Source organism: Cohnella massiliensis (assembly GCF_900169535.1).
GTDB lineage: Bacteria > Bacillota > Bacilli > Paenibacillales > Paenibacillaceae > Cohnella > Cohnella algarum.
In genome coordinates this window covers 607,483-630,941 of the sequence record NZ_LT821258.1, presented here as the reverse complement: position 1 = coordinate 630,941, position 23,459 = coordinate 607,483, and the positions used below count along the sequence as shown (strand labels likewise).

Sequence of the window (23,459 nt, the reverse complement as noted above, 5' to 3'; positions counted from 1 at the left end):
AAGAATGGCGATGGAGAGTTCGATCCCGCGCCGCTTGACGGCGGCGTGGCTGAAAGCGATGTACAGGGACGGGAAGCTCTCGCCGGAAACCGTCGTGCGCGAGCTGGTCCGCCGCTCGCGGGAGGACGGCGGCAATCCGGTCTGGATCACGCCGCCCTCGCTGGAGCTGGCGCAGCCTTATCTGGACCGGCTCGGTACGCTCGACAAGACGAAGGCTCCGCTGTGGGGCATTCCGTTCGCGATCAAGGACAACATCGACTGGGCGGGCGTCCCGACGACGGCGGCTTGCCCGGCGTTCGCGTATACGCCCGAGGAGCATGCCGCCGTCGTGGAGCGGTTGATCGAAGCGGGCGCGATTCCGCTCGGCAAAACGAATCTGGACCAGTTCGCGACGGGACTCGTCGGAACGAGAAGCCCTTACGGCGAGACGAAGAACGCCTTTAAGGAGGAACTGATCAGCGGCGGCTCGAGCAGCGGCTCCGCCGTCGCCGTCGCGCTGGGCCACGCGGCTTTCTCGCTCGGCACGGATACGGCCGGCTCGGGTCGGGTGCCGGCCGCCCTGCACGGCCTTGTCGGCTACAAGCCGAGCATCGGCGCCTGGCCGACGAAGGGCGTCGTTCCGGCGTGCGCGAGCCTCGACTGCGTGACCGTGTTCGCGCACACGCTGGACGACGCGCTGACGGTCGATGCCGTCGTCCGCGGCGTTCGCGCGGACGATCCGTGGTCGCGCGACATTCCGGCGCCGCGGCCGCAGCTTCCTTCAAAGGTGATTCTGCCGAAGGAGAAGCCGGTTTTCTTCGGCCCTTACGCCGAAGCGTACGAACAGGCCTGGCAGCGGGCCGAGCAGCGGCTGGGACGCCTGGGGATCGCGATCGAACGGATGGATACCGGTCTGTTCGAAGAAGCCGCGAAAGTGCTATACGACGGCCCGTGGGTTGCCGAAAGGTGGGCGGCATTGGGCGATTTCGTCGAATCGCGCCCGTCGGAGGTGTTTCCCGTGACCGAGCGCATTTTGCGTTCGGGATCGGCCGGCTCGCGGGACGCCGCCGACGTGTTCAAGGCGGTTCACAGGCTGCAAACGCTCAAGCTCGAGGCCAAAAAAATGCTGAACGGGGCGGTTCTCGCCATGCCGACGGCCGGCGGCACGTATACGCGCGACCAGGTGCGGGAGAAACCGATCGAAACGAACAGCGACATGGGCAAATATACGAACCACTGCAATTTGCTCGATTTGTGCGCGGTCGCCGTTCCCGCCGGGGAGGCGGCGCCGGACGTGCCGTTCGGCATAACGCTGTTCGGCTTGGCCGACCAGGAGGGGTTCGTCTGCGGCGCGGCAAAGCGGTTCGTCGCGGGCAGCGCGATGCAGCCGCCCGAAGGGACGACGCTCGTCGCCGTTTGCGGGCTGCATATGCGCGGCTACCCGCTGGAAAGCCAGATGATCGCCAGCGGCGCCTCCTTCGCGGAAGAAGCAAAAACCGCGCCTAAATACCGGCTGGTCAAGCTCCCGACCGATCCCGCCAAGCCCGGCCTGGTCAAGCTGTCGTCGGGAGGCGTTTCCGTTCGGCTGGAGCTGTGGGAAATGCCGCTCGCCGGCTTCGGGGAGTTCGCCGCTTCGATTCCGGCGCCGCTCGGCATCGGCAAAATCGAGCTGGAGGACGGGCGCGCCGTCCCCGGCTTTCTCTGCGAGGCCTATGCCGCCGAAGACGCCGAAGATATCAGCGCGCTGGGCGGCTGGCACGCATGGACAAATTCGTGACGAATCGCCTGAATGCGCATCGAGACCGGGAATTCGCGATCTTCCCGCCGGATCGATCCTCATGCCGCGCGCCGTCAGGGCTAAACCCCTGGCGGTTTTTCTTTTTGAGCCTGTTTCATTGCCTTGCTTAGGGAAACTTCGAGGACGACGGAGGGCGATATTACTTAGGGACGAGGGGGTGCTTATTACTTAATGAAATTAGGGACGATGGAGGAGGCACATATAACTTAGAAAAACTTCGGGGACGTCGGAAGGGGAGCGATGAAGCTGAGGGAAGCCTATGTTGGATTTTGTCCAATCAAAAGAGCGGAAAACGGGGGAATCGTTGGCTAGAGTGGATTTTTTCCAACGAGGAACTTCGAATTTAGGCGAAAACGCCAAAAAAGGCCTCTCCAGATTGGACAAAATCCAACGAGGCCGAAAAGTTTCGTGAAAAAGCCGGTCTTGATTGGATGAAATCCAACCGAGCCTCGCCAACCCAGCATAACCCAGCATATCCCAGCGCCAACCCAGCATAAAAATGACCCATCTCCGTGCCCCCGCGCGCACGCCGCCGATCCAGTCGGGTCATGACGACTCATCTCGACCCGCCAAACGCACCACGACGCACGAAGTTGAGTAAAAATGACTCATCTCCCTGCCCCCGCGCGCACGCCGCCGATCCAGTCGGGTCATGACGACTCATCTCGACCCGCCAAACGCACCACGACGCACGAAGTTGAGTAAAAATGACCCATCTATCTCCCTGCCCCCGCGCGCACGCCGCCAATCCAGTCGGGTCATGGAGGACGACGTAAACAAAAGATACCGGAAGTAAACAGGCGCCACTATCGGCGTGTTCCCGCCCCGTCCTATACTGGAAGCACGGAGGAGGGGGAACATGGCGCAAACTCGAAAACGCTTTCGCAGAAACGGGGCGCTCCATCTTATGCTCGTGCCCGGACTCGCGCTGATCGCGCTCTTCAGCTACTTGCCGATGCTGGGGGTCAGCATCGCTTTTCAGGATTTCAATCCGATCGTCGGCTTCGCGGACGCAAACTGGGTCGGCCTGGACAACTTCGAATATATGGTCGCGCTGCCGGACTTTATGCCCGCGGTCCGCAACACCGTCATCATCTCGGTCATGAAAATCGTCGCCGGCATCGTCGTGCCGGTCGTGGCGGCGCTCATGCTGAACGAAGTCCGGTCGATGCTGTTCAAGCGCTACGTTCAGACGGTCATTTATATGCCGCATTTTTTTTCCTGGGTCATTCTCGGCGGGATCGTCATCGATATTCTGTCGCCTAGCGAAGGGATCGTCAACGGCCTCATCAAAGCGTTCGGAGGCAACCCGGTGTCGTTTCTCTCCAGCAACGACTGGTTCCGGTACGTCCTCGTCGTTACGGATCAATGGAAGGAGTTCGGTTTCAATACGATCGTGTATCTCGCCGCGCTCACCTCGGTCAATCCGAACCTGTACGAGGCAGCCGTCGTCGACGGAGCGAGCCGCTGGCGGCAGACGTGGCACATTACGCTGCCGGGCATCCGGCCGGTCATCGTGCTCGTCGGCACGCTCAGTCTCGGCAACGTTCTGAACGGCGGCTTCGACCAGGTGTTCAACCTGTACAGCCCGAGCGTCTACGAGACCGGGGACATCCTCGATACGCTCGTGTACCGGATCGGGATCGTCCAGACGCAATACGCCGTCGCGGCCGCGGTCGGCCTCATCAAATCGGTCGTTTCGCTCGGCCTGATCGGCCTGGGCTATTGGCTCGCCTACCGGTTTGCCAAGTACCGCATCTTTTGACGAAAGGGGCGATCGCCGCCATGCATTTGACGACGCGCGGATACAAAGCTTTTCTCGTGCTCAATGCCGTCCTGCTCACGCTGCTCACCGCCCTCTGCCTGTTTCCCGTGCTGAACGTGCTGGCCGTCTCCTTCAGCTCCAGCGCGGCGGCCAGCTCCGGGCAAGTGACGCTTTGGCCGGTCGATTTTACGTTCAACTCCTACAGCTACGTCCTGCAGAACGGGCAATTTGCGGACTCCTTCGCCAACAGCCTCGTTCGCGTCGTGCTCGGAGTTGCGATCGGCGTCGCCGTCACGATTCTGGTCGCCTACCCGCTGTCGAAGGAAAGCCATTCTTTCCCGCAGCGCACGCTGTACGCCTGGATTTTCGTGTTCACGATGCTGTTCAGCGGCGGCATCATTCCGAGCTATCTCGTTATCAAAGAGCTGCACCTGCTCGATTCGATGTGGGCGCTCGTGCTGCCGACCGGCGTCCAGGTATTCAACATTTTGCTGATGCTCAATTTTTTCCGCGGGCTGCCGAAGGAGCTGGAGGAAGCGAGCCTGATCGACGGGGCCGGCCATTTCCAAACGCTGGTCAAAGTCTACCTTCCGATTTCGCTGCCGAGTCTCGCGACGATCGTCCTGTTTACGCTCGTGATGCACTGGAATTCGTGGTTCGACGGCATGCTCTACATGAACCGGACCGAAAATTACCCGCTGGCGACCTATTTGCAGTCGATTCTGAACAAGACGACGATGACGCAGACGAACATGACGCTCGAAGAGGTCCGGCTTTTGCAGACGGTGTCCAGCCGGACGGTCCGGGCCGCCCAAATTTTCATTACGGCGCTGCCGGTGCTGGCCGTCTATCCGTTTCTGCAAAAATATTTCGTCAAAGGGCTGGTGCTAGGCAGCGTGAAAGGGTAAGCTAGTTTACAAAAAAGGCGGCAGGAGCATGCGATTCAAACGGAATTCGCTGTTCGTCAAAATGATGCTGATGTTTTTCGCGCTTATCCTTCCGTTGTACGGGTTAAGCGTGTCGTTAACGTACAACAGTTCCGGACAGATGCGTGGGGCGATCGAGCGCTCCAACGAGTCTGTCCTTCTTTTCCATTACGCCAATCTGCAATTCGAATTCGCGAGAATGAACGGCTTGCTGCTCGAATATTCGGTCGACGGAGAGCTGGCCGATTTCAGCACGGTGGCTCCCGTTCTGTCCAACTACGAGATCGACCGCAGGCTGAACAATATTTTGCAAAAGCTGCGGCAAATGCAGGCGAGCAGTCCGTACATCGCGGACGTCCGCTACTATTTGCCCGCGCTCGGGAAGGTCGTGTCCGTCAAGGAAGGCGTTTCCGACAGCCCTCCGGGCGAATGGCGGGAGCTGGCCGCGACCGGGGCGAGCCTGCGGGGAACCGTAGCCGAAACCGGGGCCGGGTATTTTTTGGCGGGATCGGCACCGTACTCGCTGGACGCTTCCGCCGATCCGAATTTCCTGCTCGTCATCCGGCTCTCTGCCGAAGAACTGACGAAGCAGCTGCAGAGCATTCAAAAAGAAGGAGAAGGCGGAGCGTATTTGCTGTTCGGCAATGCCGACCGGGCCGTCGTTTCGGACGAAGCGCTCCGCGGACAATTCGACGGCTTCCGGTTTGCCGTAGACGAAGGCGCCGCCGCCGGAATGGTCGCCCGCGATGAAACGGCGAACGGGTATTTTTATTCGATCGCCGATCCCGTATACGATTTTCGCCTCGTCAGCTACCGGGACAAGGAAACGCTGCTCGAGCCGATCCGGCGCTATTCGTTCTGGATGCTGCTGCTGACCGCCGTCTCCTGCGCGCTGATCGTCGTTTTCACCTACGGCATCTACAGGCTGATTCACCGCCCGCTGCTGAAGCTGATCCGGGGATTCCGGGCCATGGAGCGCGGAGACATGATGACGCGGATCGAGCATGGCCGCGGCGACGAATTCGGTTATTTATACGGCCAGTTCAATCAGATGCAGCACCGGCTTCACGAGCTGATCGAGGACAACTACGTGCAGCGCATCCGCACCCAGGACGCGGAGCTGAAGCATCTGCAATCGCAAATCGCCCCGCATTTCCTGTATAACAGCCTCTTTACGATCAAGCAGATGGCCGAGCTGGAAAATACCGAAGACATCAAGGTTTTTTCGGATTATTTGGGCGCGTATTTCCGCTTTATGACGCGGGATTTCAACAAGGAGGTGCCGCTCGGCGACGAAACGGAGCATGCGCTCGTCTACCTGCGCATCCAGGAAATCCGGTTTTCGAACCGGATCGCGATCGAAGCCGAGCCGCTGCCGGACGAATTCCGCTCCATCCGGGTGCCCCGCATCATTTTGCAGCCGATTCTCGAAAACGCATTCAAACACGGGCTCGCGAACAAAACGTCCGGCGGCCTGCTGAGACTGGCCGCAGGGTCGGTCGGCCGGACGCTGGCGCTGACGGTCGAAGACAACGGGAACGGGCTGGAGGACGAGCGGCTGCGGCAGCTGCAGGAGCGGCTTGCCGGCATATCGGCGTCCGGCTTGGACGGGGAGACGACCGGCCTATTCAACGTTCACCACCGGCTGCGCATCCGCTTCGGGCCGGAATACGGCCTAGAGTTGTCCAGAAGTCCGCTTGGCGGTTTGAGATGCGACATTCGGCTGCCCGTCCGCCCATGAGAAAGGAGCGAGAGACATTATGTATCGGATGCTCATTATCGACGACGAGCCGATCATCGTCAACGGGCTGACCGAATATTTCGCCAAACGAAGCCTCAAGGAAGTCGAGGTGCTGTCCGCCTATTCCGCCGAAGAGGCGCTGTCCTGGCTCGGCTCCGTCAAAATCGACGTCGTGCTGAGCGACATTTGCATGCCCGGCATGAGCGGAATGGAGCTGCTCGTCCATATCGAAAAGCAGTGGCCGCGGTGCAAGGTCATTTTCCTGACGGGGCACAACGAATTCGAATACGCGCACAAGGCGATCCGCAGCTGCAGCGTCACCGATTACATCCTGAAGACGGAAGGGATGGAGCGCATCGGTTCCGCCGTCGACGCGACGCTAAAGGCGGTCAAAGACGAACTGTCCGTTTACCATCACAAGGAATGGCTGCAGCAGGAGCTTCCGAAGGCGATCGCGCAGCTGCAGCGCCAGCTTTTGCTCGACGTGCTCAGGCGCACGGAGGCGTCCTCGTTCCGCGCCCTGCGGGCGGAATTCGAGGCGCTCAAGCTGCCGCTCGACGCGGGGCGGCCGGTTGTCGTCATCTCCCTGTTCGTGGAGAACTGGGGAAAATACAAGTCGGTCCACGAGCGGGACCTGATGCTGTTCGCCATCGGCAACATCGCCGAGGAGCTGCTCGGCACCCGGACCGCCGTCAAGTGCGTGCAGTACGACGGGAATTCCGTCGTCGGCCTCGTGCAGGAGAGGGGGCAGCCGCTTGCGGCGGCGCCGGGAGCGGCCACGGGTTGGACGCCGGGAGCGGCGAGAGCCGTATCGGACGCTTCCGAGGTTGCGATCGGGGGCTTGGCCGTGTCCGGGGCGCCGGGCGCGAGTTCGGCCGAGGCGTCGACGGCGGCGAAGCGCGAGCGGCTGGCCGCCGGCTTCGCGCACGGCACGCTCGAGACCGTGCAGCAGGTCGTCCGCGAGCTGTTCGGCCTCCCCCTGTCCGCGTCGGCGAGCGGAGCGTTCGTGCCGTTCGACAAGGTCGCCCGCGAAGCGCATCGGCTCCGGCTGGCCGGCCTGAACGGCCGGTTCGCGGGAAGCGAGCGGCTGACGATCGTGACGGAGCAGGACGGCGGCGATGTCCGGACGCCGGAAACGTCGGAACGGCTGTCCGCGGAATACTTGCTGGAGCGGCTTCGGCAAGCCGTTCTGGAAGGAGGGGGCGACGGCGGCGAATGGTCGGAATGCTACGAAAAGCTGGTGCGGATGTACCCGGAAAGCGGGCCGGACGATCCGTTCGACCGGATGCTGCTGCAGCAGGCTTTGGGCAAGCATCTTCTCGTTTGCCTGGAGGAGCTCGGGCTCAAGGATCGGGCGATTTCGCAGGCGAACCTGCTCGCCGTCCTGCAGTTCGACAGCCGCACCCCCTGGGGCGAGCTCGTCCATTTTTACCAATCGCTGCTCGAATGGATCCAGGCCGTGCGAAACGACCAACTGCGGCTGGCCGAGTCCAACCTGATCGGGCGCATCCATTATTTTATCCGGAACAATCTGCACGGCGACTTGTCCATGTCCCGGATCGCGCGGGAGGTTTCCTTGAATCCTTCCTATTTGTCCAGGTGGTATAAGCAAACGTGCGGCAAAGGGCTTTCCGACCATATCCAGGAGGCGCGGACGGAACGGAGCAAGGAGCTGCTGAAAACGACGACGCTGAAAATGCACGAAATTTCGCAGATGCTCGGATTTGCCGACCCGCATTACTTTTTCCGCTTTTTCAAAAAAACGGTCGGCTGCACGCCGCAGGAATACCGCAACGGAACGGCGCCGGAACAAGAGGTAAAGGAAAGATACCGGAAGTAACAATCGTCCACTACTGGCGGCGGAGACGGGAACTTACAATAAAGAAGCGGCAAAGCAAAAGAGAATTCCAGGGAGGTTCGACGATGAAACGTTATGTAAAGAAAAGCCTCGCAACGATCGGAATGATAGCGCTAACATTCGCTGCGGCCTGCGCGAACGGGAACGATGCGGCCGAAAGCCCGTCCCCGGGCGCAGGCGAATCGCAGCCGGCGTCCGCCGCCGAAACCGCCGCGGGGCCGCTGTCCAAATACGAGCCGGCGATTGCGGTGCGCACGGTCATGAACGACGTCGGCAAAGATTATTTGGCGCAAGGCGAAACGCTCGAAGACAACGTCTGGACCCGAGGATACGCGAACGAATTGGGCATCGACCTTACGTTCGACTGGATCGTCGAGCGGGCCAATTCCGGCCAGAAGATGAACGTGACGCTGGCGAGCGGCGATTTGCCCGATATTTTCTCCGTCAACCAGACGCAATACAAGCAGCTTCTCGACGCGGGCAAAATCGCGGACCTGACCGAGGCGTTCGATAAATACGGCTCCGAGCGGCTCAAGGAATTTTACAACATGGGCGGCGACGGGCTGAAGCCGGTGCGCCAGGACGGCAAGCTGTACGGCTTGACCGATTACAGCGGCTATCTCGACAACGTGCCGATGGTTTTCGTCCGATCGGACTGGATGGAGAAGCTGGGCCTCAAGCCGCCGGAAACGATGGACGATCTGCTGGGGATCGCGAAGGCGTTCGCGGAAAACGATCCGGACGGGAACGGCCAAAAGGACACGTACGGCATCCAGCTGAACAAGGATCTGGACAGCGGGTGGACGATCAAGCTGAACGGCTTCGCCAACGCTTACCATGCGCTGCCGGGCCAATGGATCGACGACGGCTCAGGCAATCTCGTCTACGGCAGCATCCGGCCGGAAATGAAGACGGCGCTGGCCAGCATGCAGGAGCTCTACAAGAGCGGAATCGTCGATCCGGAATTCGGCACGAAGGACGTCAACAAAGCGGCCGAGTCGCTGATGGCCGGGAAGGCCGGCATTTTCTTCGGACCGCTGTCCTCGCCGTTCGTCATTACGGCCATGATGTCGAACGCCGACGCGGACTGGATGGCCTATCCGATTCCTTCCGCCGACGGCCGGCCGGCTAACGTGCCGAGCCAAATCCAGAACTCCACCGTATACGTCGTCCGCCATGACTTCGCCCATCCCGAGGCGCTCGTGAAAATGCTCAACTTCGCGGTCGAGAAGCTGTACGGCGAATCGGCCGAAGCGGAGGCGGCCGCCTACCTCGGCCCGTCCGGCCAGGGCTTCCAGGTGACGCCGATCAAAATTTTGCAGCCGAACAAGAACATCGCGATTTACCAGAACGTCGTCAAGGCGCTGGAATCCGGCGATACGAGCGGCCTGAACCGCGAGGAGAAAAGCAACTACGACTTCATCCAGCAGTTCCGGAGCGGGGACCGGGCGCAGTGGGTGTACGAGCGCATTTTCGGACCCGAGAGCACGCTTGCCGTCGTTCAGCACTATTTGGACAACGATCTGCTGACGCTCAACCAGTTCAGCGCTCCCCCGACCGCCACGATGGCGACGAAAAAAGCGACGCTCGACAAGCTGGAGCTCGAGACGTTCACGAAGATCATCTACGGCGAATCGCCGATCGACGAGTTCGACAAGTTCGTTAGCGACTGGAAGAAGCTCGGCGGCGATCAAATTACGGCCGAGGTGAACGAGGTCGCGAAGGCGGAGTAAGGCGCGGGCGCGAGCCGGGCCGGTAACGGGGCGCGTGAAGGCGGACGAACGCCTGCAAGCGGCATCTCCCGGCAGCCGCCGGGCCGGCATAGCCGGGGCATGGCCCGGAGCCGGCTCGGTGCCGCAGATCAACGAAAAGGAGCTTTTGTTCATGGCGACAGAATTCGAACGGCTGAAGGCGGGGTTCGCCGAACCCGATCCGCACTACGGCCCGGTTCCGTTCTGGTGGTGGAGCGGCGAGGAGGTCACGGAAGAACGGGTCCGGTGGCAGCTGCAAAAATTTCGCGAGAGCGGCCTGCGCAACATCGGCATCATCCATTTGGCGCCGACGGGCCCGCAGTACGGCTCGCGCGGGGACAGCCCGGCGTTTATGAGCGAGCCGTGGTGGCGCCTGTTCGAATCGGCGCTGCGCGAGGCGGAGCGGCTCGGGATGCGGCTCTGGTTTTACGACCAGATCGGATTTTCCGGCGCGAACGCGCAGGCGCGGCTGGTCGCCGCCCATCCGGAATTTGCCGGGCATCACCTGCGCAGGTATGCCGAAGCCGAGCCTTTGCCGCCGGGCGCGGAGCTTCTCCTGGAGTCGGCGGGGTACCGTTACGCGGCGGTGCGCCAAGGGTACAACTGGCTCGACCCGAAGGCGTCGGCGGCCGTTCTGGACCGGGTGCACGGCGAGATGGAGCGCCGGTTTCCGCGCGATCTCGGCAGGACGATCGCCGGAAGCTTCCAGGACGAGCTTCCGCCCTTGCCGCTCTGGTCGCCAGACGTGCCGCGAATATACGAGGAGCGGTTCGGCGAATCGCTAGTTCCGGCGCTTCCGGCGCTGTTCGACGCCGTTCCCGGCGGGGAGGAGGTTCGCAGGCGCGTCTACGGCATCGCGGCGGAGCTGGCGGAACGGGCGTTTTTCGTTCCGCTCGGGGAATGGCACCGGAAGCACGGCATGCTGATCGCCTGCGATCAGGCCGGGCCGGCCCGCAGGGTCGACGTGCACGGGGCGCAGCGGCTGTACCTCGATTATTTCCGCACGCACCGGTGGTACAACTCGCCGGGCTCGGACATGGAAGGCGAAATCAAGCCCCACGCCTCGATGGCGCATCTGCAAGGGGGCTCGCGGGTATTTCTCGAAGCGTTTCATTCGAGCGGCTGGGGCGGGACGATCGAAGAAACGATGCACTGGCTCGTGCCGTGGTTTCAGGCGGGGGCGACGCTGTTCAGCCCGCACGCGGTTTATTATTCGACCCGGGGCGGATGGTGGGAGTGGGCTCCGCCGGATACGGGGTGGCGGCAGCCGTATTTCGAGCACTACGGCATTTTTGCCGATACGGTCAGCCGGGTCAGCCGGCTGCTCAGCGAAGGAACGCATGTCGCCGACATCGCCGTTCACTATCCGTCTTACGCGGCCGTCGGGTATATGTCGCTCGACGATATCAAGCCGCTCGAGCATCCGATGGCGGCTTCGAACCGCGATCCGAACGGCGATGTGACGCGTCTGCGCGAAGCGTACCGCGACGTGACGGGCGCGGTCAACCGGAAAGAGGCGGAGGCGCTGCCGGGCTCGTTGCGAAGCCGTCATCTCGACTTCGACGTGGTGGACGATTCCGCGCTCGAGAAAGCGGACGTCGCGGATGGGACGCTTGCGATCGCGGGCGAGCGTTTCGGCGTTTTCGTGCTTTGCGGCACGACGGTCATGCGCCCGAAAGCGCGCGAGCGAGTGAAGCGGCTGCTTGAGCAAGGCGGCCTCGTCGTCGGCGTCAACGTTCCCGAGACGGAGCGGGCCGTCTTCCCCGGAGCGGTGTACGTAAAGACGGCGGAGGAGATGGCGGCGCTCGTCGAGCGGCGCTTGGCGAAGCGCGTGGAAGGGCCGGGGCTGTCGCTGCAGCGGCGCGCCGCCGGAGCGGACGTGTTTATGCTGCTGCCGAAGGACGGCGAGCTGCTGCGGATGCACGAGCCGGCGGATGCGAGCGCGAAGCCGCCGGGGAAGGCGGAGTATCGCCTGCGCACGTCCGGCTCGCCGCAATTGTGGGACCCGGTCGCCGGAACGGCGAAGCCGGTCGCTTTCGAACGCGAAGGCGAATGGGTGCGGCTTCGGGTCGAGTTCCGCGATTGGCCGGCGGCGCTGATCGTTTGCGCCCCGGAGCCGGGGGCGGATACAACGGCGGACGCACGCAAGGGGATGACGTCCGTTGAGGCTGGCGATAGGACGGAACCGGCCGATGCCCGCCAGGAAGCGGCAACGGGGAAGCCGGGCGAGGAAGCAGCGTGGGATAGTCGCGGCAAGGCCTGCCCGATGCCGCCTCCGTCCGGCGGCCGGTTTCCGGCGGCGACCGGCGCTTGGCCGGAACCGGAGCAGGCGGGCGTCGTGCGGACGCTCGAACACTGGCGGGTGCGCGTCGAGCCGACGCTCGACAACCGGTACGGCGACTTCGATTTGCACAACGGGCATCGGGGATCGATGCCGCCCGAGCGCCGAATTTTTCTCGCGCGAACCGAAAGCGGAACCGGCGACGGCCTGGCCGCCGGCTGGCATCTCCCCGGCACGCCGGACGCGGATTGGGACGCCCGTCTTTGGAGCGAAGCGGCTTATTGGCGGGCTTGCAAAGGAGACGCCTTTCGGGAAAGCGAGTCCTGGCCGGTCGTCTACAGCGCGGTTTTCGGCGATTTGGCGTTTCGTTCCTGGGCCGGCCGGATGGGCCGGGTGCCCCGGAAATTTCTGCACCTGGGCGAAGCGGCGGAGGGCGAAACCGTCTGGGCGCGGACGAACGTCATCGCCCCGCGGGCAGGCCGGTATTGGATCCGAGCGGAAAGCAACGCCGACCTGGCCGCATGGATCGGGGGCCATCCCGTCGAGTGGTCCGGAGGGCCGGAGGAACAGACCGCATGGGTCGAGCTGGAGGAAGGGGCGAACGAGCTGCTGCTGCGGGCGGCGGCGCTTGCGGACGGCCTCGTTCGCGCCGGCATCGAGATCAACGACCGCGCGGGGGAGCCGCTGCCGAAATGGATTCACGTCCGGCGGCCGAATCCCGAAAGCCGCCTGAACAAAGCGCTCGCGGCTCCGGCCGGATGCGCCGTTCGCGCCGTTCGCGCCGTATTCGCCGCGCGGGGGCGCGCCATATTGCAACTCAACGGCGCGACGGTGACGGAGCACGGCGATTTCAATCCGTACATTCGCCAGGGGCAGGAAGAGGTCGATTTGACCCCATACTGGCGCGACGGGGACAACGAGGTGGCGTTCGTCCTCCCGGAAGGCGCGGGGGAAGTGTTCGCGGACGGCCGGATCGAACTGCCGGACGGCGGCGTCATCCCGTTCTGCACCGGGCTCGATTGGCGGGACGAAAAGGGAGAAGAACCGCTTGTCCTGCATTCGTCGGTCCTGCAGTTTGCCGAGACGGAGTCGCTCTGGCTCAACCCGCGGCCGCATCCGCTGCCTGGCGTCGGCTGGCTGATGCCGGAGTCGGCGCCGGAGCGGGCTCCGCTGCCGTTCGCGAACGACCCGGAAGCGATCGGCAAGCCGGTCTGGCTGCGCTTCCCGCTGCCGGTCGGGGCTTGCGGCATGCGGATCGCCGCGCTCGGCCGCGCGCGGGCGTGGGTCGGCGGCGTCGAAATCCCGGTCGCGGACGGGTTCGCCGCGTTTCCGCCCCGGGCGGCCGGCACCGCGGCGGCGGTCCGGATCGAGCCGGCCGGCATGCCGACGGAAGCGGCCGTGCTGGCCGAGCCGATCCGCTTCGACGTCGTCCCGTTCCGCGGCGCGCTCGGCGACTGGCGGACCGCGCTCCATTTGCCGCATCACAGCGGGGCGGTCGAATACGAGACGACGCTGGACGTCCCGGCCGCGGCCGCCGGCGTTCTCGATCTGGGCCACGTGCGCGGAACGGCGGAGGTTTGGCTGGACGGCGAGCCGCTCGGCGTTCGCGTCTGGCGCCCGTACCGCTTCGCGCTCGGCGCGTTGGCGCAAGGAGCGCGCCGCCTGCGCATCCGCGTGACGAATACGCTCGGAACGTTTTACGAGTACGGCCGACCGACGAGCCTTGTCGGAGCGAATCCCGCCGTGACGTACTGGGGTCGGACGGACCGGCCGGAATGGCGGGCCGCCTTCCCGTCCGGCGGGTTGTACGGCCCCGTTCGCGTCGCTTGGATAAAAGACGAAAAACCGGAAGATGCCGGGACAACGGGATAAACGGGAAAACGGACGGCACGGAAACCGGATGCGCAGCATGGCGATGCCCGCGCGAGAAAGAGATGCAAGCTGCGGGGGAGGCCGGCGAGCCGTCCGGTTCCGCCGGGAGGAGATGGAGCATGGATATCGCAAGCTGTTTGACGCCTTACAAACGAAAGGAGCCGGTGCTGATCGGCTCCGGCATCGAGGGAGCGTTCGATCGTCACGCGGTTGACTGCCCGTTCGTGTTTCGCCATAACGGCCGTTTTTATATGATGTACGTCGGGTTTGACGGAAAAGGGTACCAGACGGCGCTTGCCGCAAGCGACGATCTGCTTCGTTGGGAGCCGCTGGGGACGATTTTGCGCCGGGAGGAAGGCGCGGATTGGGATTCGAAAAATATCGCCGGGACCTGGATTTTGCGGGACAACGATCTGCACGGCCCGGGCACGCTCAAAAAATGGAACGGCAAGTATTGGCTCGCCTATCATTCCTATCCCGGCGACGGCTACGAGGAAGGCTCCGCGAAAATCGGCCTGGCCTGGACGGAGGACGAAAGCCTGTTGACGTGGAATCGGTTTCCGGAGCCGATTCTCGTCCCCGAGGACGGGGAGGCGTGGGAACGGGGGGGCTTGTACAAAGAATGCCTGCTCGAGCATGAAGGCGTCTTCTATTTGTTTTACAACGCGAAAAACCGGAACGACGGCCGCTGGGTCGAGCAGACGGGGCTTGCCGTTTCGACCGATCTCGCGAGCTGGAAACGGCATGAGGGAAATCCGGTCCTCCGGGTCACCCCGGATGCGTGGGACGGCGGCTTCGTCAGCGACCCTTGCGTGCTGCGGGACGGGAACCGCTGGGTGATGTTCTTTTTCGGCTACGACTACAAAAAAGCGCAGGAAGGCATTGCGATATCGAACGATCTGCTTCGCTGGGAGAAGTTCCCGGAGCCGATCATCCGCGTCGGCGAAGAAGGGGAGCTGGACTCGATCTTCGCCCATAAGCCTTCGGTCATCGCGCATGACGGCGTTTTATATCATTTTTATACGGCGAGCAGGCGGCCGAAAGAGGGCGACCGGACGCGCAACGTGTTTCCGGAGTACCGGACGATCGCGGTCGCGACATCCCGCGAGCTGACGGAAGGAGCGTGAGCCGCATGGCGGTCATGGCATTTTCGGCGCTCCGGACGGAAGGGCGGATTTGCCCGCTCGGTCTCGACGCGGAAGCTCCCCTGTTCAGCTGGTCGTTCGCCGCCGCGGCGGAACCGTCGCTGAAGCAGGCCGCGTACCGCGTCGCTGTCGCGACAAGCGAGAAAAAGCTGCTCGCGGGGGAGGCCGACGCATGGGACAGCGGCGTCGTGCAAGGCGGAGCGCATACGTCCGTCGCGTACCGGGGAGCCGCGCTGGAGCCGGGACGGCGCTATTTCTGGCGCGTTGCGGCATGGGACGAACAGGGGCGGCGGTCGGACAGCCCGGTCGCCTGGTGGGAGACGGGACGCCTGTCCGAAACCGACTGGACGGGGCGCTGGATCGGCGCTCCCGAGCCGCGGGCGGAAGGCCGGCCGCTGCCGCAGTTCCGGCGCGCGTTCGCGGTCAAAGGACCGGTCAGCCGCGCGCGAATCTACATTAGCGGTCTCGGCCACTACGAGCTGCGGCTCAACGGCAGCAAGGTCGGAGACAGCGAGCTCGACCCCGGTTGGACCGATTACGACAAGACCGTGCTTTATGCCGTGCACGACGTCACGGAACTGCTCCGCCAAGGGGAGAACGTCGCCGGGGTATGGCTCGGCAACGGTTTTTACCATGTGGACGGCGGCAGGTACGCGAAATTCAAGGACTCCTACGGCGCCCCGAAATTGCGGGCCGACATCGTGATCGGGTATGCGGACGGAACGGCCGAGACGATCGGGACGGACCGGACCTGGCGCGCAAGCCCGGGTCCGCTGACATTTTCCTGCATTTACGGGGGAGAGGATTACGACGCCCGGCTGGTGACGGCGGGCTGGGATCGGCCGGGCTTTTCCGAGGGGAGCGGCTGGGCCGAAGCGGCCGAGGTCGCGGCGCCTTCCGGCCGGCTGGTCGCCCAGTCGGCGCCTCCGCTGAAGGCGATGCTGAGCTTCACCCCCGCGGTCGTGGCGACGCCGAAGCCGGGAGTCCATGTGTTCGATCTCGGGCAAAACTTTTCCGGGTGGCCGGAAATCGAGACGAGCGGAGCTCGGGGAACGGCGATCAAGCTGGTTCCGGCCGAACTGCTGTCCGAAGACGGGCTTGCCGATCAGCGCTGGACGGGCGCTCCCTACGAGTTGAACTATGCGCTGAAGGGGGAAGGCGTCGAGGCGTGGCGGCCTCGATTCACGTATTACGGCTTCCGGTACGTGCAGGCGGAGGGCGCGGCTTTAGCGAGCGAGGCGGGGGAAGGCCCGAAGAATTTGCCTGTCCTGCATCGGCTGCGGGGCCGCATGATTGTTCCCGACACGCCCGCAACCGGCGGCTTCCGCTGCTCGGACGAATTGCTGAACCGCATTCACGAAATCATCGTATGGGCGATGCTCAGCAACATGAAAAGCGTGTTTACCGACTGCCCGCACCGCGAAAAGCTCGGGTGGCTCGAGCAGGTCCATCTGATGGGGCCTTCGCTCATGTTCAATTTCGACGTCGAGGCGCTGATGGCCAAAACGCTGGACGACATCGCGGACGCGCAGCTGCCGAACGGGCTCGTGCCGACGACGGCTCCCGAATACGTCGTTTTCGAGGAGCCGTGGCAGATGTTCCGCGAAGCCGCGGCCTGGGGCGGAGCCTATATTCTGGCCGCCTGGGAGATGCTGCAGCGCTACGGTAACCGGGGCGTGCTGGAGCGCCATTACGACGGCTTCAAACGGTACTTCGATTACTTGACCGCAAACGCGGACGGCTGCATCGTCCGGGAGGGGCTGGGCGACTGGTACGACATCGGTCCGAAAGGGCCGGGTTTTTCGCAAAACACTCCCGTTCCGCTGGCGGAAACGGCGATTTATTACGGGCTTGCCGCCGCGCTGCGAAACATCGCGAGCCTGCTCGGCCGGGAAAACGATGCGAAAACGTACGGCCGGCTCGCCGATGCCGTCAAAGAGGCGTTCAACCGGGAGTTTTTCGATCCCGACACGCAGCTTTACGCCAAAGGAAGCGACGCCGCCCACGCGATGCCGCTCGCGATCGGACTCGTCCCGGAGGAGCACCGGGAGGCGGTGTTCGCGCGGCTCGTGCAAAACATCGAAAACCGCGGCGGCCGCACAACGTCCGGCGACGTTGGGCACCGCTACGTGCTGTTGGCGCTTTCGAGGGGAGGGCGCTCGGACATCGTGTTTCGCATGACGCGCGACACCGGCGAGCCGGGGTACGGGTACCAGATCGCGCACGGGGCGACGACGCTGACGGAAGCCTGGGACGGGCCGACCGTCGGCAAATCGCAAAATCATTTCATGCTGGGCCACCTGGAGGAATGGCTGTACAGCCGTCTCGCCGGACTGGATTACCGGTTCCGGCCGGAAACCGGGCGCTTCGAGGTCATCGTTCGGCCGGAGACGGTCGGCGAACTCGATTGGGCCGAAGCCTGGTGCGAGCTGCGGGCGGGCAGGGCGAGCGTGCGCTGGGAACGAGGGAAAGGCGGGGCGCTTGCGCTGCGGGCGGAAATTCCCGTCAATGCGGAAGCGACGATCTACGTCCCCGCCAAATCCGCGGCCGACGTCTCCGGCGGCGAAGGGGCGAAGCCGCTGGGCTTTGCGGACGGCTTCGCCGCGTTCCGCGCGGGCTCGGGCGTCTACGACTTCGCCAGCGTCGTTTAACCGGTTCGGGCTCCGGCCTTCGGGTTAATTCCAGACTCCGGGCACCGCTCCGGTTTCGGGCTGACTTCGGACTCCAGGTTAAGTCCGAACGAGCTCCGGGCACCGGGCGAACGGGCCGCCATACGATCGACAGGCACGCGGATCCGCATTCGAGCAAGAAGGAGTTGACCGAACATGCTGCGAAACCAGACGAAAATTTTGTACGGCGGCGACTACAATCCCGACCAATGGCCGCAAGACGTATGGCGGGAGGATATGCGGCTGTTCAAGCTGGCCGGCATCGATATCGCGACGATCAACGTTTTTTCCTGGGCGCTCAATCAGCCGGACGAACAAACGTACCGTTTCGAGTGGCTGGACGATGTCATGGATATGCTTCGCGACAACGGCGTGCGCGTCTGCCTCGGCACCGGAACGGCGGCCCATCCCGCCTGGATGGCCCGGCGCTATCCCGACGTCCTGACCGTCGATTCGCAAGGGCGAAAGCGCAAGTTCGGACGCCGCCACAATTCGTGTCCGAACAGCCCGTCGTTCCGCGAATTTTCGCGGCGAATGGCGTCCGGGCTGGCCGAGCGGTACAAGGATCACCCGGCGCTGCTGCTATGGCACGTCAACAACGAATACGGCTGGCGCTGCTACTGCGACAATTGCGAGCGCGCGTTCCGGGAGTGGCTTAAGTCGCGGTACGGCACGCTGGAGGAACTGAACCGGGCGTGGTACACGTCGTTTTGGGGGCATACGTTTTACGATTGGGACGAAATCGTCCTGCCGAGCCACCTGAGCGAGCTGATGGATGCCTCGAATATCGACAAAACGGCGTTCCAGGGCATTTCCCTCGACTACGACCGGTTCAATTCGGACAGCATTCTCGCCTGCTACAAACTGGAACGCGACGCGATCAAAGCGGTCATCCCGGACGCGGTCGTGACGACCAATTTCCAAAGCAACGGCACGTACAAGCCGCTCGATTACTTCAAATGGGCAAAAGAGCTGGACGTCGTCGCGCTGGACAGCTATCCGACGAACGACATGCCGATGAGCCTGATCGCCATGCGCCACGACCTGATGAGGGGCTTGAAGGGCGGCCGGCCTTACATGCTGATGGAGCAAAGTCCGAGCCAGCTCAACTGGAAGGACGTCAATCCGCTGAAGCGTCCGGGCGTCATGCGTCTGTGGAGCTATCAGGCCGTCGCGCGCGGGGCGGAGTCGATCATGTTTTTCCAATTGCGTCGGTCGGCCGGAGCGTTCGAAAAGTTTCACGGGGCGGTCATCGATCATGCGGGGCACGAGCATACCCGGGTGTTTCGCGAATGCGCGGAGCTCGGGCGCGAGCTCGAACGTCTCGGCGATCGGCTGCTCGGCGCGAAGACGGCGGCGAAGGTCGCGATCGTGTTCGATTGGGACAACTGGTGGGCGATCGAGCATTCGAGCGGGCCGACCGAGCGGCTGAAGTATTTGGAGCAGATTCAAAAATATTACGACGCCTTCTACGAGCGCAACGTGCAGGTCGATATGATCGGCACGGAGACCGAGCTCGGCGGCTATGAACTCGTCGTCGCTCCGGTGCTGTACATGGCGAAACGCGGATATGCGGCCAGGCTGGAGGCGTACGTTGCCGCCGGGGGGACGTTCGTGACGACGTTTTTCAGCGGCATCGTCGACGAAAACGACAGGGTGACGCTCGGCGGCTATCCCGGAGAGCTGCGCAAGCTGCTCGGCATTTGGGTCGAAGAGACCGACGCGCTGTTCCCCGGACAGACGAACGCGATGGAGATGCACGGCGGCGGCGCGAGCGGGCTCGAAGGAACGTATTCGTGCGGGATGCTCTGCGATCTGCTTCACCCGGAAGGCGCCGAGACGGAAGCGGCGTACGGCGGCGATTTTTATCGCGGCATGCCGGCGCTTACCCGGAACAGGTTCGGCGGCGGGGAGGCGTGGTATATCGCGTCCGACCCGGAGGAAGCGTTTCTGGCGGCGTTTTTCGCGCGGCTGGCCGAGCGGAAAGGCATCCGGCCGATCGCCGAGCTGCCCGCGGGCGTCGAAGCGAGCGCGCGGGAAAAGGACGGCTTCCGCTACACGTTTCTGCTCAATCACCGGGCCGAACCGGTCCCGGTCGATCTCGGCGGCGAGTCCCGCCTCGAGCTGCTGAGCGGAAGCCGGATGAGCGGGGCGGCGACGCTCCCCGCGCACGGCGTCTTCATTCTGCAAAGTCCGGCAGACGAAACGGAAGAAAGGAGCGGATTCGCGGAATGGGCGGCAACAACCTGATTTTATGGTACCGGCGTCCGGCGTCCGAGTGGGTGGAGGCGCTCCCCGTCGGAAACGGGAGTTTGGGCGGCATGGTGTTCGGCGGCGCGAAGCGGGAACGGATTCAGCTGAACGAGGATACGCTCTGGTCCGGCCATCCGTACGATCCGAACGACCGGGAAGCGGCGGAACATCTCGGGGAGGTTCGCCGTCTCGTCTCCGCGGGAAGCTATCCGGAAGCGCAGCGGCTCGTCGAGGAGCATATGCTCGGTCCGTGGACCGCTTCCTATCAGGCGATGGGGGATTTAGGGCTCAGTCTGGACGCGGAGGGGGAGGCCGCCGGCTACCGCCGGGAGCTCGATCTGAACGACGCCGTGTGCCGGACTGGCTTCGCGCTTGACGGCGTTCGTCATACCCGCGAAACGTTCGCATCGGCGCCAGATCAGGTCATCGTGGTGCGGCTTGCCGCCGATTCGCCGGGCAAAGTTTCGGTGACGGCCCGCCTTTCCAGCCTGCTCCGATACCGTACCGAGGCGGGCGAGAACGGCGTTTTCGTGCTGCGAGGGCAGGCTCCGAGCCATGTCGAGCCGTTTCATGCCGCGAGCGACGAGCCGATCCGATACGAGGAAAACAAAGGCAACCGCTTCGAGATTTGGCTTCGGGCCGTTTCCGAGGGCGGGAGCGTGCATGTCGACGACGACGGCATCCGGGTAACGGGCGCGGACGCGGTGACCTTCCTGCTGGCGGCGGCGACCAGCTTCAACGGCTTCGACAAGGACCCTTACGCGGAAGGCAAAGATCCGGCGATTCTATGCCTAACGAGGCTGGCTCGGGCAACCGCGTTTACGTACGAGGAACTGCTCGCCCGGCATCGAGCCGATTATCGGGCGCTGTTCGGTCGGGTGGCGTTCGAGCTTGCCGCCCCGGGACTTGCTGAGCTGCCTACGGACGAGCGGCTCGAGGCGGCGCGGGCCGGCCGGTCCGACGAGCCGCTGGCGGCGCTGTTTTTCCAGTTTGGCCGCTATTTGCTGATCGCAAGCTCCCGCCCGGGAACGCAGCCCGCCACGCTGCAGGGCATTTGGAACGACCGGCTGCGGCCGCCTTGGGCCTGCAACTATACGGTCAACATCAATACGCAGATGAATTATTGGCCGGCGGAAACGACGAATCTGGCGGAATGCCATGCCCCGCTGTTCGATTTGCTGGAGGAGCTGCGGACGACCGGCCGGGAAACGGCGCGGATCCACTATCGAGCCGGGGGGTGGGTATGTCACCATGCGACCGATTTGTGGCGCATCGCGACGCCTTCCGGCGGGCCTTCGAAGGGGCCGGCGAGCTGGGCGTTCTGGCCGATGGGCGGGGCGTGGCTGTGCGGGCATTTGTGGGAGCATTACCGGTTTGGAGGGGACGAGTCGTTTTTGCGGGAGCGGGCTTATCCGATCATGAGGGAGGCGGCGCTATTTTTCCTGGACTGGCTTGTCGAGGATGGGGAAGGGTATTTGACGACGAATCCGTCCACCTCGCCGGAAAATACGTTCAGGATGCCGGACGGGCGGAAGGCGGCCGTCAGCCTCGCCTCGACGATGGACAATTCGCTGCTGCGGGAGCTGTTCGCCAACTGTATCGAAGCGTCGTCCGTACTTGGAATCGACGCGGAGCTTCGCGGGAAGCTGGAAGCCGCCCGCTCCCGGCTGCGGCCGCTGGCCGTCGGACGGCACGGCCAATTGCGGGAGTGGTTCGAGGACTTCGAGGAAGCCGAACCGGGGCACCGCCATATGGCGCATCTGTACGGGCTTCACCCCGGAGCGGAAATCGACAGGCATCGCCACCCGAAACTGGCCGAGGCTTGCCAGGTATCCATCGAGCGGAGGCTGCTGCATGAAAAGGAGGATGCGATCGGCTGGTGCTTCGCCTGGCTGATCAGTCTATTCGCCCGGCTGGAGGAACCGGATCGGGCGCATCATTATCTCGTCAAGCTGCTCCGGAACCCGTTTCCGAACTTGTTCAACGCGCACCGGCACCCGAAGCTGACGTTTTATCCGTTGACGGTCGAGGCGAATTTCGGCGCGACCGCGGGGATCGCGGAGCTGCTGCTGCAAAGCCATGCCGGCGAATTGAGGCTGCTTCCGGCGCTGCCCAAGCAGTGGCCGGAAGGGCGAATTCGCGGCTTGCGGGCGCGCGGCGGGTTCGCCGTCGGCCTGGAATGGAGCGGCGGCGCGCTTCTGCGCGCCGAGATCGAATCGTTCGGCGGCCGACCTTGCCGAATCCGGAGCGTGGCGCCGCTTCGGGTGCGGTCGGCTTCGGGCGGCGAGGTGGACGTCACGTCGCCGCCGGAGGAGCCGAACGTCTGCGAATTCGCGACGGAAGCCGGGCGCGTGTATACGATCGTTCCCGCGCAGCCGCGATAACGGCCTCGAAAGGCCGTATTCAGGTTGAGCAAGCCTATCCGTGCCGAATAACGGCCTGTGTTGGCCGTTATTCGAACCGCCCGAACGGCGCTCATCCAAATAACGGCCTCAAAAGGCCGTTATTCAGGTCGGGCAAGCCGTTCTATGCCAAATAACGGCCTGTGTTGGCCGTTATTCGAACCGCCCGAACGGCGCTCATCCAAATAACGGCCTCGAAAGGCCGTTATTCAGGTCGGGCAAGCCGTTCTGTGCCAAATAACGGCCTGTGTTGGCCGTTACTCGAACCGCCCGAACGGCGCTCATCCAAATAACGGCCTCGAAAGGCCGTTATTCAGGTCGGGCAAGCCGTTCTATGCCAAATAACGGCCTGTGTTGACCGTTACTCGGCTTTTAGCTGCAAAATTCACCTTTCGCCTCCCCCTGCCTCAATTCGGCCCAAGTTCGTATCTCCGCCTCGAAGTAGCGCACGGGGTGCACTACATGCGTCCCAACCGCGCCGTTCCGCCTCGAAGTAGCGCACGGGGTGCACTACATGCGGCCTTGACCTCGCCGTTCCGCTTCGAAGTGGCGCACGAGGTGCACTACATGCGCCCCGACCGCGCCGTTCCGCTTCGAAGTAGCGCACGGGGTGCACTACATGCGCCCCGACCGCGCCGTTCCGCTTCGAAGTAGCGCACGGGGTGCACTACATGCGCCCCGACCGCGCCGTTCCGCTTCGAAGTAGCGCACGGGGTGCACTACATGCGCCCCGACCGCGCCGTTCCGCTTCGAAGTAGCGCACGGGGTGCACTACATGCGCCCCGACCGCGCCGTTCCGCTTCGAAGTAGCGCACGGGGTGCACTACATGCGTCCCAACCGCGCCGTTCCGCCTCGAAGTAGCGCACGGGGTGCACTACATGCGGCCTAACCGAGCGTCCCCGCTTCGAAGTAGCGCACGGGGTGCACTACATGCGGCCTAACCGAGCATCCCCGCCTCGAAGTAGCGCACGGGATGCATTACATGCGCCCCAACCTCGCTGCGCCGCCGAAGGAAACT

At 63.6% G+C, this 23,459-nt stretch carries 11 protein-coding genes; all 11 read left to right on the top strand.

The window, feature by feature from the left end; translation table 11 throughout:
• Positions 1–10: 10 nt before the first annotated feature.
• The 11 genes from atzF to B7E11_RS12425 all read left to right on the top strand — a co-directional run bounded on the left by atzF (position 11) and on the right by B7E11_RS12425 (position 22,422).
• Entirely contained in the window at positions 11–1,756 is a 1,746-nt protein-coding gene (gene atzF, locus B7E11_RS12475; RefSeq protein ID WP_080835532.1) for an allophanate hydrolase, read from the top strand.
• An 880-nt stretch (positions 1,757–2,636) separates the two neighbouring features.
• On the top strand, positions 2,637–3,542 hold the full coding sequence (locus B7E11_RS12470) for an ABC transporter permease (RefSeq protein ID WP_080834785.1): 906 nt from the start codon (positions 2,637–2,639) through the stop codon (positions 3,540–3,542).
• Positions 3,543–3,562: 20 nt separating this feature from the next.
• Positions 3,563–4,450, top strand: a complete 888-nt coding sequence (locus B7E11_RS12465) for a carbohydrate ABC transporter permease (RefSeq protein WP_080834783.1) — start codon at positions 3,563–3,565, stop codon at positions 4,448–4,450.
• A gap of 28 nt (positions 4,451–4,478) precedes the next feature.
• On the top strand, positions 4,479–6,209 hold the full coding sequence (locus B7E11_RS12460) for a sensor histidine kinase (protein ID WP_080834782.1): 1,731 nt from the start codon (positions 4,479–4,481) through the stop codon (positions 6,207–6,209).
• 19 nt (positions 6,210–6,228) lie between these two features.
• Entirely contained in the window at positions 6,229–8,049 is a 1,821-nt protein-coding gene (locus B7E11_RS12455) for a response regulator transcription factor (RefSeq protein WP_080834780.1), read from the top strand.
• 83 nt (positions 8,050–8,132) lie between these two features.
• A complete protein-coding gene (locus tag B7E11_RS12450; RefSeq protein WP_080834778.1) occupies positions 8,133–9,800 on the top strand; it encodes an extracellular solute-binding protein in 1,668 nt (555 codons plus the stop codon).
• Between the two features lie 151 nt (positions 9,801–9,951).
• Complete coding sequence (locus tag B7E11_RS12445; RefSeq protein WP_080835530.1) at positions 9,952–13,971, top strand: glycosyl hydrolase family 2 protein; 4,020 nt, start codon at positions 9,952–9,954, stop codon at positions 13,969–13,971.
• A gap of 119 nt (positions 13,972–14,090) precedes the next feature.
• A complete protein-coding gene (locus B7E11_RS12440) occupies positions 14,091–15,098 on the top strand; it encodes a glycoside hydrolase family protein (protein ID WP_080834776.1) in 1,008 nt (335 codons plus the stop codon).
• 5 nt (positions 15,099–15,103) lie between these two features.
• Positions 15,104–17,767 carry a family 78 glycoside hydrolase catalytic domain gene (locus B7E11_RS12435; RefSeq protein ID WP_080834774.1) on the top strand — a complete coding sequence of 888 codons (2,664 nt, stop codon included), beginning with the start codon at positions 15,104–15,106 and terminating at the stop codon, positions 17,765–17,767.
• Positions 17,768–17,941: 174 nt separating this feature from the next.
• Positions 17,942–20,035 (top strand): beta-galactosidase, encoded by a 2,094-nt coding sequence (locus B7E11_RS12430; protein WP_080834772.1) that lies wholly within the window; start codon positions 17,942–17,944, stop codon positions 20,033–20,035.
• Entirely contained in the window at positions 20,017–22,422 is a 2,406-nt protein-coding gene (locus B7E11_RS12425; RefSeq protein WP_139787162.1) for a glycoside hydrolase family 95 protein, read from the top strand. The genes B7E11_RS12430 and B7E11_RS12425 overlap by 19 nt, the downstream gene beginning before the upstream one ends.
• Positions 22,423–23,459: the final 1,037 nt, after the last annotated feature.